The organism is Oscillatoria nigro-viridis PCC 7112, assembly GCF_000317475.1.
GTDB lineage: Bacteria > Cyanobacteriota > Cyanobacteriia > Cyanobacteriales > Microcoleaceae > Microcoleus > Microcoleus nigroviridis.
In genome coordinates this window covers 5,491,048-5,507,770 of sequence record NC_019729.1, presented here as the reverse complement: position 1 = coordinate 5,507,770, position 16,723 = coordinate 5,491,048, and the positions used below count along the sequence as shown (strand labels likewise).

Here is a 16,723-nt window from a genome sequence, read left to right as displayed (position 1 = left end):
CCCCGCTTTTTACTTGCTCAACACACCATCAGGAATCCCCAAAAGATCCTCAATGCGAGGCATATCTTCCAAAGCAATCACTCTGCCTTCATCCTCAAAACCAGCAATTTGATCGAAATTCAAATACCGATACAAATCACCCGCAAAAGGATCGATTCTCTTCGACACAATGTCATTGTATTCTTGGACTGTGGGAATTCGACCTAACAGCGAACAAACTGCTGCCAATTCCGCCGAACCGAGATAAACTTGCGCGTCTTTGCCCATGCGGTTGTTAAAGTTACGAGTAGAAGTTGAAAAAACCGTTGTCGCATCTTTAACCCGCGCTTGATTGCCCATACAAAGACTGCATCCCGGCATTTCTGTACGCGCTCCAGCGGCTCCAAAAATACTGTAATAACCTTCTTCTTTGAGTTGCTGTTCGTCCATCCGAGTGGGCGGACAAATCCACAGGCGAGTTTTCACTTCCCCTGCACCTTCCAACACCTTCGCTGTGGCGCGGTAGTGACCGATATTTGTCATGCAAGAACCGACAAATACTTCGTCAACCCGATCGCCCGCAACCTCACTCAACAACTTAACATTATCCGGGTCATTGGGAGCAGCCACAATGGGTTCTGTAATCTCGTTCAGATCGATTTCGATGATTTCAACGTATTCCGCATCAGCATCCGCCTCCATCAGCACCGGATTTGCCAGCCATTCCTCCATCTTCGCCACCCGGCGCATCATCGTCCGCGCATCTTGATAGCCCCGCGCCACCATGTTTTTCAGCAGCGCGACATTGGAGCGAATGTACTCGGAAACAGTCTCCACGCTCAATTTAATCGTGCATCCAGCGCAAGAACGCTCGGCCGTCGCATCGGTCAATTCAAAAGCCTGCTCGACCTTCAAATCGGGCAAACCTTCAATCTCCATAATCCGCCCAGAAAAGATATTTTTCTTGTTCTGTTTTTCGACGGTTAGCAAACCTTTTTGAATCGCCACATAGGGAATTGCATTCACAACATCCCGCAGCGTTACTCCGGGCTGCAATTTACCTTTGAACCGCACTAAAACTGATTCCGGCATATCCAAAGGCATGACCCCCAAGGCGGCAGCAAAAGCCACCAATCCCGAACCCGCAGGAAAGGAAATTCCCAAAGGAAAACGAGTGTGAGAATCGCCGCCGGTTCCCACTGTATCCGGCAACAACATTCGGTTCAGCCAAGAGTGAATAATGCCGTCTCCCGGACGCAAAGCTATGCCCCCGCGCTGTGACATGAAATCGGGTAATTCATGGTGAGTTTTGACATCAACAGGTTTCGGATAAGCGGCGGTGTGGCAGAAACTTTGAATTACCAAATCGGCGCTAAATCCCAAACAAGCAAGTTCTTTCAATTCGTCCCGAGTCATCGGCCCGGTGGTATCTTGCGAGCCGACTGTTGTCATGGCTGGTTCGCAAGATGTACCGGGACGAACGCCGGACAAACCGCAAGCTTTGCCTACCATTTTTTGTGCTAAAGTGAAGCCTTTGCCCGTATCTACTGGGATTGTGGGACGGGTAAAAATAGTGCTGGGTTCTAGTCCTAAAGCTGCGCGGGTTTTGTCGGTTAAAGTTCGTCCAATTAATAGCGGAATTCGGCCGCCGGCACGAACTTCGTCTAGAATTGTGTCGGGTTTGAGGGTGAATGTGGAGATGATTTCTCCGGCTTCGTTGGTGATTTCGCCTTTGTAGGGATGGATGGTAATTACCATTCCTGTTTCCATTTTGGAGACATCGCATTCGATCGGCAATGCGCCGGAATCTTCAGCGGTATTGAAGAATATCGGGGCGATCGCACCTCCTAAAATATAACCGCCGCTGCGCTTGTTCGGCACAAACGGAATATCATTGCCAATATGCCAGAGCACGGAATTAATCGCCGATTTCCGCGACGAACCGGTACCGACAACATCGCCGACGTAGGCTACGGGATGACCTTTTTGCTTCAATTCTGCAATGGTTTGCAAAGCCCCAGGCATCTTACTTTCCAGCATCGCCAAAGCGTGCAGGGGAATGTCCGGCCGCGTGGTAGCATGAGGTGCTGGCGACAAGTCGTCAGTATTGGTTTCTCCAGGAACTTTGAAGACTGTAACAGTAATCGCTTCTGGCAACACAGGACGACCCGTAAACCACTCGGCATCCGCCCAAGAATCGACTACCTGCTTGGCGTAGGGATTGGTATCAGACAAAGCTATAACGTCGTGGAAAGCGTCGAATACTAACAGCGTTTTGCTCAGTGCCCGGGCTGCGGTGGCGGGAATGGCGGTTTCGGCAGTAGGATCGAGCAAATCGATTAAAGATTGGACGTTGTAACCGCCCATCATTGTCCCCAGCAGGTAAACTGCCCATTTGGGAGCAATTAGGGGGCTGTGGATTTCGCCTTTAGCAATGCCAGTTAGAAAACCAGCTTTGACGTAGGCGGCGCTGTCTACTCCGGGGGGGACGCGATCGCGTAATAATTCTATTAAGGTTTCTTCTTCTTGTGCCGGCGGATTTTTCAGCAGTTCACACAGTTCTGACGTTTGCTGGGCGTCTAGCGGCAGCGGTGGAATTCCCTCACGGGCCCGTTCGGCAGCGGTACGGCGGTAAGATTCAAGCATTTCTCCTCTCTCCTCGGATAGTATTCGGTGGTTGTTTGTAGGTGACTTTACTTTTTAGATTAGGAGCTTCCGCTGCACATTGGGCAAAGTACCTCGCTATACATAAAAACTTAACGCAACTTTAAAAACAGTAGATTGTCATACCAAAGGCAGATGTGTTCTCCACCGGGAGTGCCAAATATCAAACTCCAGCCCAGCAGTTTCGAGGCATTCAGTTGCATTGTTGTGGTTAAGATTAATGTGTTGTGGGGTACTGTCGATCGTCCTCTGCATCCATCCCTGACAACTAAAGCTAGGGAAGCATTTGTCAATAAGCAATTATGCTCAGAATATACTCGGATTGTCGGTACAAAACTCAGATTGGCGCGATCGAGAAATCATGCCGAGCGCCATATTGATGCCGACCCGCTCCCAAATCGCGAATTTTCTACTCCTAGAAAAGCAGTTTTTTTGAGTAATCTTACTGATTGACAAATGAAATTAAGTCTTCGGTTGTTGCCAATGCTCTGCATCTGAAATCGTCATTTACCACAAGTTAAAAAAAAGTTGTCTTGCTAATGGATCGATTAAACAATGGAAAGTTTTATCCCTGAAAACTCTGAAGACTGTCACGGCTGGGCTTCCAAGCCAGACTTGTACAAAGAGCTGCAAGGAACCAAAGAATTACTGCTGACGATCGCCAACTCGATGCCGATGCCCCTGATCGTCAGCAGTCTGGCGGACGGCACAATTCTTTATAGCAATGATTTATGCCGTCAGGCTTTTGGGTTCACAGGATTCAAGTCGATCGACCGCCAAAAAGCCGAAATGCTCTACCACAAACCTGCAGACCGCCAGGAATTGCTGTTGCGGCTCGCCCGCAACGGACACGTCCGCGAGACAGAAGTCCGGCTAAAAAAAGCTGACGGCACGCTGTTTTGGGCAAGTGTATCGATGCGGTATCTGACATTGGTGTCGGGCAAAGCTGTTCTGTCGGTGTTCAGCGACATTACGGATCGGAAGCGAGCGGCCGCGAAGGAGCAGGAATTGCTCGCGTCAATCCACTCGCGGGCCCGCCAGCAAGCGGCCGTCGCTTACTTGGGGCAGCAGGCCCTGGCAGAAACAGATTTGTCAGCACTGATGGACAAAGCTGCGGTTTTAATTGCTCAAACTCTGGACGTTGATTATTGCCAGTTGTTAGAACTGTTACCCTCCGGTCATGCTTTTATGCTGCGAGCGGGGGTTGGCTGGCAGCCGGGCCTCGTCGGCAGCGCTACTGTTACCGCTTCTGCCCGATCGCAAGCAGGTTACACATTGCTAGTGGGCGAACCGACGATCGTCGAAGATTTGCGGGTGGAAACGCGCTTTAGCGAGTTGCCGCTACTGCACAACCACCGGGCTGTCAGCGGCGTTACTGTAATTATTCCCGGCAATCGGGGACTGGGGAGGAACTGGGGACAAGTAGAACCAGCAAACAGTTCCTCCTCGCCGGCCTGGGGCATTTTGGGGGTTCATACCAGCCAAGGGCGGGTTTTCAGTCAAGATGACGTTTATTTTGTAGAAGCGATCGCCAACGTGTTAGCTGCGGCGATCGAGCGCATTATATCGCAAGAGCGCTTACAAATGATGGAACGGGCGATCGAAAGTTGCAGCAACGGCATTGCAATCACCGACGCAACCGTTGCAGATAATCCGATTATTTATGTCAATCCGAGTTTTGAGCGGATCACTGGTTATCGCAGAGACGAGTTAATGGGGAAAAATTGCCGGTTTTTGCAGGACACAGACACTGACAGCCCCGCTGCCAAACAATTGCGAATTGCGATTGAAGAAGGCAGAGAATCTCAAGTTATATTACGCAACTTTCGGAAAGACGGCACCCCTTTTTGGCACGAACTGTCGATCGCTCCGGTTTACAACTCGCGGCGGCACTTAACCCACTTTATTGGAGTACAAACAGACATTACCGACCGCCAGCGTTCGGAAGAAGAATTATTTTTAAATTCTCAAGCTTTAGCAGCTTTTAGCGCTAATCTCAAACACTTGCACCGGATTACAACTTATCATTATCAAAACTTTGAAGAACTGGTTGACGATTATCTAACAGCAGGCTGTTTGATGTTTGGACTGTCTATGGGCATCATGGGTGAAGTTGACAACGATACTTTTATTGTCCGAGCAGCTAAAACAGATTTAGAACACTTCGTGCGAGGCTTAGAATTGAACCTCAGCGATACTTACTGCGCGGCAGTCATTAAACTTAACAAAACAGTTGCGTATTCTCATATAGGAGCAGATATTGAGATGCGCGAACATCCTGCTTATCAGAGCTGCAAGTCGGAATCTTACATCGGAACGCCGATATTTGTTAACAATAAAACTTACGGCACGCTGAGTTTTTGTTCGCCTGAAATAAAGAAAAGAAAGTTCAAGTACGAGGAAATAGAAATTATAGAATTGATGGCTCAAAGTATTGGAAAAATTCTGGCGGTTCACCAAATGGAAGTCGAACGCCAGCAGGCTGAAAAAGAGCGCTGCGAGTTGATAGTATCTCTCAAAGAAAGTGAAGAACGCTATCGCCGTTTAGTAGAACTATCTCCCGAAGCGATCGCCGTTCACAGTCAAGGGAAAATCGCCTACATCAATGCTGCCGGTGCGAAACTCCTCGGCGCGAGCTCTCCCGAAGCGCTCATCGGCTTTCCCCTATTGCATTTCGTCCATCCAAACTATGTGGAAATAGCCACAGAGCGCATTCGGCTAGTCGAGACAGAAAATCAGCCGCTCGACCTTGCCGAACAAAAACTGATGCGACTCGACGGACAAATAATAGACGTTGAAATAGCCGGCATCCCCGCTACTTATCAAGGCTCGACGGCCGGCCAGATTATTATCCGAGATGTCACCGAGCGCAAGCGAGTAGAACGGCAACTGCTGCACGGCGCTTTTCACGATGCGCTGACGGGTTTGCCGAACCGGGTTTTGTTCATCGACAGGCTAGGACAAGCCATCCGCCGATCCAATCAGTCCCCCGATTACAAATTTGGTTTACTTTTCCTAGATTTAGACCGCTTCAAAGTAGTTAATGATTCTTTAGGACACGTTTTAGGAGACAAACTGCTAATCGCCCTCGCCCAGCGACTGCAAACCTGCGTCCGGGTTTCTGATACCGTCGCCCGGCTGGGGGGAGACGAATTCACCATCCTGCTAGACCACATTCAGAGCCTCAGCGACGCCACCCTCGCAGCTAAAAAGATACAAAAAGAACTGACGAAGCCGTTTCATCTCGAAGGGCACGAAGTATTTACCACCGCTAGCATTGGCATTGTTTTCAGTCGAGGCGAAGCCACCGCCAGTGGCGAATCGAATTCGTACACTCACCCGGAAGAATTCCTACGCGATGCTGACATTGCTATGTACCGGGCTAAAGCTTTGGGTAAGGCCCGCCACGAGGTATTTAATTTGGCGATGCACGACCAAACTATGTCGCTGTTGCAGTTAGAAACTGACCTGCGGTTGGCTATTTTGGGCAAGGAGGAATTAGGAGAGAGCAAAGACCAATGTTCGCACTTTATTGTGCATTACCAACCGATTGTTTCGATCGCCAGCGGTGCGATCGAAGGTTTTGAGGCCTTGGTGCGCTGGCATCACCCAGTTCGGGGTCTAGTTCCGCCGTCTAGTTTTATCCCTGTAGCTGAAGAAACAGGTTTGATCGTGCCTCTGGGAGCCTGGGTATTGCGGGAAGCTTGTCAGCAATTACGGATTTGGCAAAAAATGTTAACCGAGGAAGACGGCAGAAGTGAGATAGAAGTTGGAAGAAGGAAGAATGAAGAAGTTCGATTGAAGTCGGCAAGGGACAATCTACAGGATTTAACTGATTTAACGGATACAGGAAATGATGGACAGGGAAGAAGGAACAGGGAAGAAAAAATCGGTAAAAAATTACCAATTCCCAGTTACCAATTCCCAATTAGCGATTTCCACTCATCTATTACCAATTCCCAATCCCCAATCCCCAATACTTCGGCTACGTTCAGTACAACTTCCCAGCTACCAATTCCGAATTTTAAATTACCAACTATCGATCCTTCGCAATTAACAATGAGCGTCAATCTCTCTCCTAAACAGTTAGGTTTCCCGAATTTAATCGATGAAATAGATGAAATTTTAGCAGAAACAGGCTGCGATCCGAGCTGTTTAAAATTGGAGATTACTGAAAGCGCGATCGTGGAAAATGTCAAGAAAGCCAATATTGTGCTAGCCCAATTAAAAGGTAGAAATATTCGATTGTCGATCGACGATTTCGGTACTGGCTATTCATCTTTGAGTTACTTGCACCGTTTTCCGCTGGATACACTGAAGATCGATCGATCTTTTGTGAGGCGCTTGGGGGCTGTCGAAAACGGTGACGACGGGGGTCAGCCTTTGCAGATTGTGCGGGCGATCGTCACTTTGGCTCACAATTTGGGATTAAATGCGATCGCCGAAGGTGTAGAGACAGCCGAACAGTTAGCACAGCTTCGAGAAATAGACTGCGAATTAGCTCAGGGATATTGGTTTTCTAAACCTTTGGACAGTTCTGCCGTGACAGAAATGCTGATAAATCTGGGTAATATAGCAATTATGGACTGAGTGACGTAAAGATTGGTAAATAGTGCCTCACCCGGTGAAGACATTTTTGCTACCAACTCACAATCTCAAAACTGATGCACTAGGGAACAAATGGTGCATCAAAATTAGATTTTAGGTGATATCAAATTTGTTAGCATCGGAATTCTTCATCTGCGTGAATCCGCGTTAATCTCTTGTCATCTGCGGTGAAGAAATTTTCTTTTTTTTACTGCAGATGAGGGCAGATTAACACAGATTAACGCAGATGAATTAGATCGAGTCCGGTTGCACCGTCCGTGGTTGACTGTTGACTGGATTTTATCAGGACTATGCTACCGGATTTGTTATGGTTGAGAATTACCAAACTGAGGCACCGTTACGGTTTCGCAATTGCCAACTGTCAATTACAACTTACCAATTCCCCATTAACAATTAGCTTTGAGGGGAATCTCGATCGCCAATTCTGTACCCTGTCCCGGCGCAGAAGTGCATTTCAGCGACCCGTTGTGTCTGTCTGTAACAATTTGATAGCTAATTGACAAGCCCATCCCAGTGCCTTTACCCACAGGTTTAGTGGTAAAAAACGGGTCAAAAAGCCGAGTGCCGACAGTCTCCGGTATTCCCGGCCCGTTGTCGGCAATCCGAATAATTACCTTGCCCGCTGGCGATATTTCAGTGCGGATGCGGATGTGGCTGGGCTGTTGCCGCATTTCCTCAGCAGAACGGCGCAGATCCCGTTCTTCCAAAGCATCCAAAGCATTGCTCAAGATGTTCATAAATACTTGATTTAACTGTCCGGCATAACATTCTACTAAGGGCAGTTGAGCGTATTCTTTAATCACCTCAATTTCTGGATGATTGTGTTTAGCTTTGAGCCGGTGCTGCAAAATCATCAGGGTGCTATCTATGCCGTCGTGGATGTTGACTGCTTTCTTTTCAGCTTCGTCCATGCGGGAAAATGTGCGGAGAGAAGCAACAATTTGTTGAATTCTGTCTGCACCGACTTTCATTGAAGAAAGCAACTTTGGCAAGTCTTTCATCAAAAAGTCGAGTTCAATATTGTCTATTTCCTCTTGAATTTCCGGGACTGGATCGGGATAGTGATTTTGGTAAAGTTCGATCAGGTGTAGCAAGTCTTGGGTATAGTCGTTGGCGTGGGTGAGGTTGCCGTAAATAAAGTTAACTGGGTTGTTGATTTCGTGGGCGACTCCTGCCACAAGTTGACCGAGACTAGACATTTTTTCATTTTGAATTAACTGCGATTGAGTGCTGGTTAATTTCTGCAAGGTTTGTTCTAATTCGAGAGCTTTATTGCGAGTTTGGGCGTACAGATCGGCTTGGTTGAGAGCGATCGCCAATTGAACTGTAACCGCTTGCAATAATTCTACTTCGCCCTCACTCCAGGGTCGCACGGCAGCGGAGTGGGCGCAGGTAACAACGCTCACTATTCCCGAAAGTGCCTGCATCGGAATTGCCAACACAGATCGGTAACCCAGAGAGTTAAGAGACTTTCTCCAAAAAGGGTCTGCGATCGCTCCTACATCATCGATTTGCAGCGTTTCTAGACGCAACATCTGTTCTCCTATAGTGCCGAAGTCAGAAGCTTTATAGGAACCTATTAAATCGGGAAGTTCTATTCTGCGAGATTCTTGAATAATTTCCCAAAAAGCCTCTTCTTGTTCGCTGCGGTACCAGGAAAAATAGCACCGATCGATCTGCATGAAAGCCCGAATTTCTTGGACGGCGACAGCAATAATGCTGTCGAAATCGAGGGAATTGCGGATTTGAGTAGTGAGGTTGTTGAGCAATTTTTCTCGATCGGCCTGCTGTCTGAGTCGGGCTTCCGATCGCCTCAAGGCAATTTCTCCCTGCTTGCGATCGGTAATGTCTTCGGTAATTGCTAATAAATATTGGGCATTTCCTTCTCGATCGAGAATTGCGGTTTTCTTCGTATGAAATATGCGAGTATCGCCTTCTCTTGTTTGAATCAGTTCTTCGGGAATGTCTAAAATTTGCCCGCTGGCGAGGGCTTCCCGGTCTTTGGCGGTGAAAAAGTCGGCTTGTTCTCTGGGGAAAAAGTCGTAGTCCTTTTTGCCCATAACTTCTGCTGCACTGAAACCGAGCAACTGTTGGGCGACTGGGTTCCACAGTACAAATCGCAACTCTTGTGCTTCTTTGCAAAATACTCCTACGGGTATGGTTTTGAGCACTGATTCCATAAAATGTTGAGCCTGTTGGAGTTCTGCTTCTGCCTGTTTGCGATCGCTAATATCTCGGACGTTGGCAATGATGCTGAGATTGCCGTTGAGATTAATTTTGGACAGGGCAACTTCTGCATCAAAAGTTGAACCGTCGTTGGGACGCCTCGCTTTCCATTCCACGCGACCTGTTTCGCCGGCTAATACTTTTTCCCAAAGTTCTGCCATTTTTTCAATGGGATTGCCGTCTGTTGAATAGTCCTTTTTAATTGATAATTTTGTTGCTTGGTCACGGGTAACTCCGTACATTTCTAACATTCGATTATTCACATCGAGAATGTTTCCTTCTAAATCGTGAATCAAGATAGCATCGTAGACATTGTTAAATATGGTTCTCAGGTTTTGCTCGGAAACTTGCAGGGCTGCTTCTGCCTGTTTGCGATCGCCAATTTCTTGTTCTAATTGGGTGACTGCTTGGGAAAGTTCGGCCGTGCGATCGCTCACTCTGTCTTCTAACTCGACTGCTGCTTGCCGCAGTGCTGCTTCGGCGGCTTTGCGATCGGTAATGTCGATCGCCGTACCGAACAGTTTTACCACCTTGCCGTTCACATCGGTTTCGGCTTTGCCGACGGCGTTCACGTGTCGCAAGGTGCCGTCGGGACGGTAAAGGCGAAAGTCAAAATCAAAGGGGATGCCTGTTGCGAGTCCCCGCTGCACTTGAGTTTGCCACAATTCCAAATCTTCTGGATGAATCTGAGCGACCTGTTCGGCTAGGTTGGGCGCAAAGGCGGCCGGTTCGAGCCCGAAGATGCGGAAGAGTTCTTCCGACCAAGTGAGGGTTTCGGTGGCTGCGTCGAGTTCCCAATTGCCGACGTGGGCGAGTCTCTGGGCTTCTTTGAGCTGCCGCTGGCTCTCGCGGATGGCGGTTTCGGCAACTTTGCGATCGGTAATGTCGAACAATACGCCGCAAAATACGATTTCGCCGTTCTCGCTGCAGGTGGGCATCGAGTCGCCCTGCCACCAGCGAATCTCGCCGTCGGGCTTGACTAACCGCCCTTCATAGTGCCACATGGAGAGATTTTCTACGGCTTCGTTGACGGAGGCGATGTAGCCTTCCAAGTCTTCAGGGTGGACGCGGGAAATAAATGTATTCATGTCTTGCATCATTTCTGATGCTGTGACGCCACTGATATCGAAGATGCGATCGCTCATGTAGTCAATGCGCCAAACTCCCTGGCTGCTGCAAAATTGGAACAGAGCTCCGGGCATGGTGGCCGCGATCGTCCGGAACCTGGTTTCGCTGGCCGTGAGGGCGGCAAAAGTCTGTCGCAGTTCGGCCGTGCGTGCTTCTACTCTGCGCTCTAGTTCTGCGTTGGCGTGTTGTAAGGCTGCTTCTGCTCGCTTGCGATCGGTAATGTCGGTGGCTGTACCGGTCGTGCCGAGGCAGTTTCCGGTTTCGTCGTAGAGGGCGATGGCGTTAAACATTAAATGTTTCATGCTGCCGTCTTTGGCGATTTGGGTGGTTTCGTACTGGAAAATTGATTCTCCGGTCAACAACCGGGCGAAAATTTTTAAATCTTTCTGGCTTTGTTCTGGTGTCACAAAGTCGGAGAAGGGCCGACCGATCATTTCTTCTGGTTCGTAACCGTAGATGTACTTAACTGCTGGGTTGACGAAGGTGTAGCGCCCGGAAGCATCGACCGACCAAATCATGTCTTGGGAGGTTTCTACCAGGCTGCGGTATTTGGTTTCGCTGGCTTTGACCGCTTCTTCTGCTTTTTTGCGTTCCGTCATGTCGCGGGAGACGCCGACAGTCATGACGATTTGGCCGTCTGCGCTGCGGATCGGTGTTTTGACGGTGCTGAACAGCCGCACTTCTCCGTCGTGCCGCGTCACCGGTTCTGCGGAAATTTGCAGAGTGTGCCCGGTGTCAAATACGAAGGTGTCATCTCTGACGTACTGGAGAGTATTGTCGGGATCGGCGAAAGGTGCGTCTACGATGCCTTGAAGTTCTTCTTCTGTCATGCCGTAATAGTCGCGGAATGCTTGATTTGCCCAAACAATTTTGGATTTGGGGCCTTTGACTAATACCATATCGCCGATCGAATCGAGAATTTGGTGATATTTTTGCTCGCTGTCGCGGAGTTTCTGCTGCGTGGATTCGATTTGTGCTATTTGCCTCTGGGTTTGCAAGTGCAGTTCGGCTTGGTAGATGGCAACTGCTAAATGGTCGCCTACTTGTCTGGCAAATTCGATTTCGTCTTCTTGCCACTGGCGGGGTTGACCGCAGGAGTGAATGCACAGCAATCCCCACAAATGTTTCCCTTGCAGCAGCGGTACGACTAAGTTGGCTCGGATTTGAAACCGCTTGAGGATTTTGAGGTGACAAGGGCTCAACCGGGCTTTGTAAATGTCCGCGACTGCTTGAACGTATCCTTTGGCATAGTTGGCGGCAAATTGTTCGCCGAAGCAGTAGTCGCGGACTCTGGTTCCCAAAGATGGGCTGTATTGGGGCAGTACGTCTTCGGACACTACTTCGCCCTCATTCCATTCGGATTCGGGAAAGAAGCGGTAGACGGCGACTCGATCGGCATTTAGGAGTTGCCGAACTTCGGTGGCTGTGATTTTGAATATTGTTTCTAAGTCTAGGGATTCACGAATTTTGCTAATAACTCCCATCAGCGCTTGCAGCTTTTTGAACCAGGTTTGAGACTGCGTTTCTCTTTCTAGGTGAGCTAGTTTCTCGCGCAGGTTTGTTACTTCGTGATACAGGTATTCATGAAACATAATGCTCTTTCTTTAGTGATGTTGCGGTTTGGTATCGAGGTTGATGGCATCTCAATCGCGATCGACAAGTTGAGCGCGGTAAATCAAAAGGGCAAAGGACAAATTCTCCTCCTTCTGCTAGCACTTAGCAGCTACTCACGCTGCATTTCCGTATTTTTTCTAGATTTGCAGGTCTATCGAGCCTGTTAACTTCCGTATATTTACTGAAAAAACTGGCGTAATTTGCTACTACATAAATTCTCAATAATAGAGAATTAGGTTAACAAAACTTACACATAAACTAGGTTTCTTAATGTAATTAAGCCAGGGAAGCTCCGAAAGTGGAAACCAGAAACCGAGTTTCATGACGGGATGACGGGAGCATTATGACTAATTTTGACATTTTTTTCGATCGCCTTCGGTTTCAATTGTCACCTTTTTATTATTACCGCAAATTCTATCGATGGTTTCCTTGTTTTGGCGAGCGAATATCCTGTTGGTAACGCCTCTATTAAAATTTGTTTAAATTTATGCGATCGCCTTTTCTAGAGTTTTAAGTAAGTAATGCTCGATTTATCGGGAGCATCTCCTATTTGTAAAAACACTTATTCTGGCTCCTGACTTCTGACTATTTCCTCCTGGCTCCAATTTCTAGCTGGGCTGTTTTCATTGAGATGAACCAGATTTATCTCTCCTAAATTAGCTTTTTTACAGCCTTTGGGGTCAGCCGAAATTTTAGATATTTTTCGTTGCATTCTCGTTATTTCAGGGGAGGGATTGGATTTTTTCAACTGATTTAAATTCACAGAATCAGAGGTTAGTTTTTGACCGAAAACTTGAGGTAGTTGCAGGCTATGGTTAAATTAGCTCAACTCAAGGGCGATTCCCTACCGCAACGGGCCCGCACGCGCGTTCGGGATAGGTTCGCACGCGCGGAGACTTTTTGCCCTATTTTTGCCCTTTTTGAGAAGTGTAAAAATTTTTAGATAATACAGATGTTTAGGGTATCACATTTTTGGCGAAAGTAAAGGTATTTCAAGCTCGATCGATAGAAATGGCGATCGCGAAGATTAAAGTTGGGGCACAGTAATGACAAATTCCGTAGAAACTCGCATTTCGCTTTCTACCTTTAAAGTGCCACCGTGTTGTTCGGCAATCATATCGCGAGTGGGATATCTGCCAAAACCGAATGCTTCTGCTGTTGTTTAGTAGTAAAGAAAAGATGGCCGATTTTGGCTTTAATTTCTAGATAAACTCTGATGGTATTGCCGCGCCGACCAAGTTCAACTGCTTTGGCCAGTTTTTGCGTTTTTACCAAATTTTTGAGAGTAAATTTTATATTTATCGATTGGTTTCTTGCTGCCCGTTTTTCTGCTTTTGAAATACATCATAACAACCACGAGCAATGATTTTTTTATAAAAGCGCGCTTTAAATCCGAAAAGCCAAATTCCGAGAGATCGATCGCACTGTCATACTCAGTATAAATTATTATATTGAAGCGGCGAGCAGGCTGCTACGATCGACGAATTGCTACAAACTTAAGAAGCAGTTTTCAGCATCGCCCTAGCTTCCTCAATATTTTCGGCAACCAATTTGCCCGACTCGATAAAGGCTGCTCTTTCGGTATCGCTGAGTTCGAGTTCGACTACTTGTTCGACTCCCCGAGATCCCAAGCGGCAGGGAACTCCTAAAAAGATATCTTGCACGCCGTATTCGCCGTGCAAATAAACGCAGCAAGGCAAGAGTCGCGACTGATTAAATAAAATAGATTCTACCATCAAACAGGCAGAAGATGCGGGTGCAAAATAAGCACTACTAATCTTCATCAATTCGACAATTTCTGCGCCGCCGTGGCGAGTCCGCTGTAGGAGTCGATCGATCGCCCCAGCATCCATAAGTCGATCGATCGGAATACCCTTGACAGTGGAATAGCGGGGCAAAGGAACCATCAAATCGCCGTGAGAACCGATGACAGTTGCATTGATGTCAGCAATTGAAATGCCCAATTCCATGGCAATAAAAGTTTGAAAGCGGGCGGAGTCGAGAACTCCCCCCATCCCCATGACTCGGTGTTTGGGCAAATCCGCTGCTTCCCAAGCTAAATAAGTCATGATATCTAGGGGATTGGTGATGACGATTAAGATTGCTTCGGGAGAATGCTCGATCGCCTGTTTTGAGGCTTGGGTGACAATTCGAGCATTGATTTTAATTAAATCTTCCCGATTGATACCGGGTTTGCGCGGCACTCCGGCGGCAATTACTATGATATTTGAGTTTGCCGTATCTGTATAATCATTTGTACCGACAATTTGGCGATCGTGGCGTTCCACTCCCCTGGCTTCCATTAAATCCAAAGCAACGCCCTGCGGCCAACCCTCCACAATATCTAGCAATACTACATCTGCCAGATTTTTCTCGGCAATTCGCTGCGCTAACGTACTGCCGACTTTGCCTGCACCAATAATTGATACGCGGGTTGATGGAGAATTCATTTGATTTTAGATTTTAGATTTTAGATTTTAGATTTTAGAAATGAGCTTAATTGGGGAAAGGTGCGCGGTGTGCACCCTTCGCTACATTAAGAACAGTGAGGTTTAGTTTTGGTGAGTTACTTAAAATCTTCGAGTTGGTCTACCCGCAGCCAAATATTGGGGGTGGGAACTTTGCCAAATTTGACGAAGGCATAGTCGCCGCGAACATCCATCACTTCGCCCTTTGTTTCAAATATATACGAGGAAAAGCGCTGGTCGCTGGCTTTGGCTTCTAGACTGTTTTCCAATTTTTCGCGTACAGCGCGAACTATACTGCCTTTCTTGATTGCCATAACTTGCTGTGTTTAGTTTAAAAAACTATACAAATTTTAATCTAGATTTGCCTGGAAAGTCACTCGGCGATTGAAATCGCTACTAAACAAACTAAGTCCACTCCAAGCGGACTAAGGAATAAAGGAGTGCGATTCGTGGGGTAGATCGAAAATCTAAAATCTAAAGCCTAAAATCCATTGACTGCTTCCTATGTCTGACAAATGGGGCAAAAATGAGTCGATCGCCCTGCTAATTTTATACGTTCGATGGTTGCGGAGCAAGTGCGGCAGGGTTGACCGGCGCGATTGTAAACCCAAGCGACACCGCCGTAGTTGCCGTTGACACCTTGGACGTTGAGAAAATTGCTAAAAGTGGTGCCGCCGGATGCGATCGCCTTCTGTAAAACTTGGATAATAGCTGTATGGATGCGCCCAATTTGCTCTGCGGTCAAATCCGCGCACAGAGTTGTGGGCATCACTCCCGACAAAAACAAAGTTTCGTCTGCGTAAATATTGCCCAAACCAGCTATCAGTGACTGGTCTAGCAAAGCTGTTTTTATGGGTCGCGCCCGCCGGTGCAGCTTGCGGGCCAAATATTCTGTTGTAAATTCCTCTGAAAACGGTTCGGGGCCTAAGAGTTTCAGACCGGTGACAGTGCTGGAAACCTCGGTTTCTGCAGGCACGTACCACATTTGCCCGAAAGTGCGCTGGTCTACAAACCGCAGTTCTTGGTTTCCTTCAAAAAACAGCCGCACTCGCGCGTGTTTTTGCAGTGGTTCGGATCGGTTCACCCACAGCAGTTGACCGGTCATCCGCAGGTGAACGCCCAACCAGCCGGCTTTTGAAGGCAAAAGGGAGGGGCAGAAAGAAGGCGTTTGGGAAGAGATTGGAGTTTGGGCAAGAAATTCTCCCACTCTCCCACTCTCCCCCTGTCCCCCTGTCCCCCTCTCTCTTTCTCCTTCTGGGAATTGAGATAGTTCTGCCAGTAGATATTTGCCGCGTCTGTACCAGCGGGCGATCGACTTTCCTTTGAGTTGTGTCAAAAAATCGGTCGCAGAGATTGAGCGGGCGATCGTGCTGTTTAACAACACGTCGCCGCCCAACATTTCTCGATCGAGGGTTGCTTGATTCAAACCCCGGCAAATAGTTTCAACTTCTGGCAGCTCTGGCACAATTAGCGTTGTTCTGTTCCTTGATTTGGCGCACCTTCGACGCTGCCGGGAGTTTCGGCACCCGGTTTGCTGTCGGTTGAAGTTTTCGGCTGCTGGGGGGCTCCTCCGCTGCCGGTTTTCCGGGTTTTTTCCTCGATCGTGGTTTGCTTGCCGCCGGGAGCTGCGGTTGATTTTGCTTTCGCTTTGGGGGCTGCTACTTCCACTAATTCGCTTTGGGCGAAGTTGTTGGTGTTGACGCCTGCATAATTTACGCTGTTAAAGCGAACGATAACTGGGTATTTAATGCCGCTTTGGTCTACCGTAGCAACGGTGCCCACTTCTTGATACCAGTAGGATTCTTTGCGGAGAATCCGGACTGTAGAACCGCGTTGAACCATGAGCTTTTTTTCCTTTGCGATGAATAAACGGATCAAGCCATTTTTTTTACTCTAGTCGATCGCGCGGCGCATTTAAAGTCTGCAACAGAATTTTTACCTCCCGCGCCGTTTTTTGCTCGGATTTTTGTAAAGAAAAGTAAATACTTTGGTAGGGCGATCGCTGAGGTTGCAAAATAAATAAACCCACATTATCC

General features: G+C 47.8%; 11 protein-coding genes. 3 read left to right on the top strand and 8 right to left on the bottom strand.

The window, feature by feature from the left end; translation table 11 throughout:
• Positions 1 to 9: 9 nt before the first annotated feature.
• Positions 10 to 2,625 (bottom strand): bifunctional aconitate hydratase 2/2-methylisocitrate dehydratase, encoded by a 2,616-nt coding sequence (acnB, locus tag OSC7112_RS22835; RefSeq protein WP_015178125.1) that lies wholly within the window; start codon positions 2,623 to 2,625, stop codon positions 10 to 12.
• 153 nt (positions 2,626 to 2,778) lie between these two features.
• Here acnB and OSC7112_RS22830 point away from each other — a divergent pair, with 153 nt between their 5' ends.
• Together OSC7112_RS22830 and OSC7112_RS22825 are read left to right on the top strand one after the other, a co-directional pair.
• A complete protein-coding gene (locus OSC7112_RS22830) occupies positions 2,779 to 3,096 on the top strand; it encodes a hypothetical protein (RefSeq protein WP_015178124.1) in 318 nt (105 codons plus the stop codon).
• 102 nt (positions 3,097 to 3,198) lie between these two features.
• Positions 3,199 to 7,233 (top strand): EAL domain-containing protein, encoded by a 4,035-nt coding sequence (locus OSC7112_RS22825; protein WP_015178123.1) that lies wholly within the window; start codon positions 3,199 to 3,201, stop codon positions 7,231 to 7,233.
• Positions 7,234 to 7,637: 404 nt separating this feature from the next.
• On the opposite strand, the gene OSC7112_RS22820 is transcribed toward OSC7112_RS22825, so the two are convergent.
• Positions 7,638 to 12,197 carry a PAS domain S-box protein gene (locus tag OSC7112_RS22820; protein ID WP_015178122.1) on the bottom strand — a complete coding sequence of 1,520 codons (4,560 nt, stop codon included), beginning with the start codon at positions 12,195 to 12,197 and terminating at the stop codon, positions 7,638 to 7,640.
• Here OSC7112_RS22820 and OSC7112_RS38535 point away from each other — a divergent pair.
• Positions 12,189 to 12,386, top strand: coding sequence for a hypothetical protein (locus tag OSC7112_RS38535; protein WP_150111587.1), 198 nt, complete (start codon positions 12,189 to 12,191; stop codon positions 12,384 to 12,386). The genes OSC7112_RS22820 and OSC7112_RS38535 overlap by 9 nt on opposite strands.
• Before the next feature lie 395 nt (positions 12,387 to 12,781).
• Here the strand turns inward: OSC7112_RS38535 and OSC7112_RS40090 are convergent, their stop codons facing one another.
• The 6 genes from OSC7112_RS40090 to OSC7112_RS22795 form a co-directional block, all read right to left on the bottom strand.
• The gene (locus OSC7112_RS40090; RefSeq protein ID WP_190274254.1) at positions 12,782 to 12,931 is read right to left on the bottom strand and encodes a hypothetical protein; all 150 of its coding nucleotides are present in this window, start codon (positions 12,929 to 12,931) and stop codon (positions 12,782 to 12,784) included.
• A gap of 315 nt (positions 12,932 to 13,246) precedes the next feature.
• Entirely contained in the window at positions 13,247 to 13,336 is a 90-nt protein-coding gene (locus tag OSC7112_RS38530; RefSeq protein ID WP_150111586.1) for an ATP-binding protein, read from the bottom strand.
• A gap of 379 nt (positions 13,337 to 13,715) precedes the next feature.
• Positions 13,716 to 14,669 carry a malate dehydrogenase gene (gene mdh / locus OSC7112_RS22810; RefSeq protein WP_015178121.1) on the bottom strand — a complete coding sequence of 318 codons (954 nt, stop codon included), beginning with the start codon at positions 14,667 to 14,669 and terminating at the stop codon, positions 13,716 to 13,718.
• A gap of 116 nt (positions 14,670 to 14,785) precedes the next feature.
• Positions 14,786 to 15,001: an NAD(P)H-quinone oxidoreductase subunit O gene (locus tag OSC7112_RS22805; protein ID WP_015178120.1), complete on the bottom strand. Its 216-nt coding sequence runs from the start codon at positions 14,999 to 15,001 to the stop codon at positions 14,786 to 14,788.
• Positions 15,002 to 15,189: 188 nt separating this feature from the next.
• The gene (locus tag OSC7112_RS22800) at positions 15,190 to 16,152 is read right to left on the bottom strand and encodes a DNA-formamidopyrimidine glycosylase (RefSeq protein ID WP_015178119.1); all 963 of its coding nucleotides are present in this window, start codon (positions 16,150 to 16,152) and stop codon (positions 15,190 to 15,192) included.
• A 2-nt stretch (positions 16,153 to 16,154) separates the two neighbouring features.
• Positions 16,155 to 16,529: a photosystem I reaction center subunit IV gene (locus OSC7112_RS22795; protein WP_015178118.1), complete on the bottom strand. Its 375-nt coding sequence runs from the start codon at positions 16,527 to 16,529 to the stop codon at positions 16,155 to 16,157.
• Positions 16,530 to 16,723 lie beyond the last annotated feature (194 nt).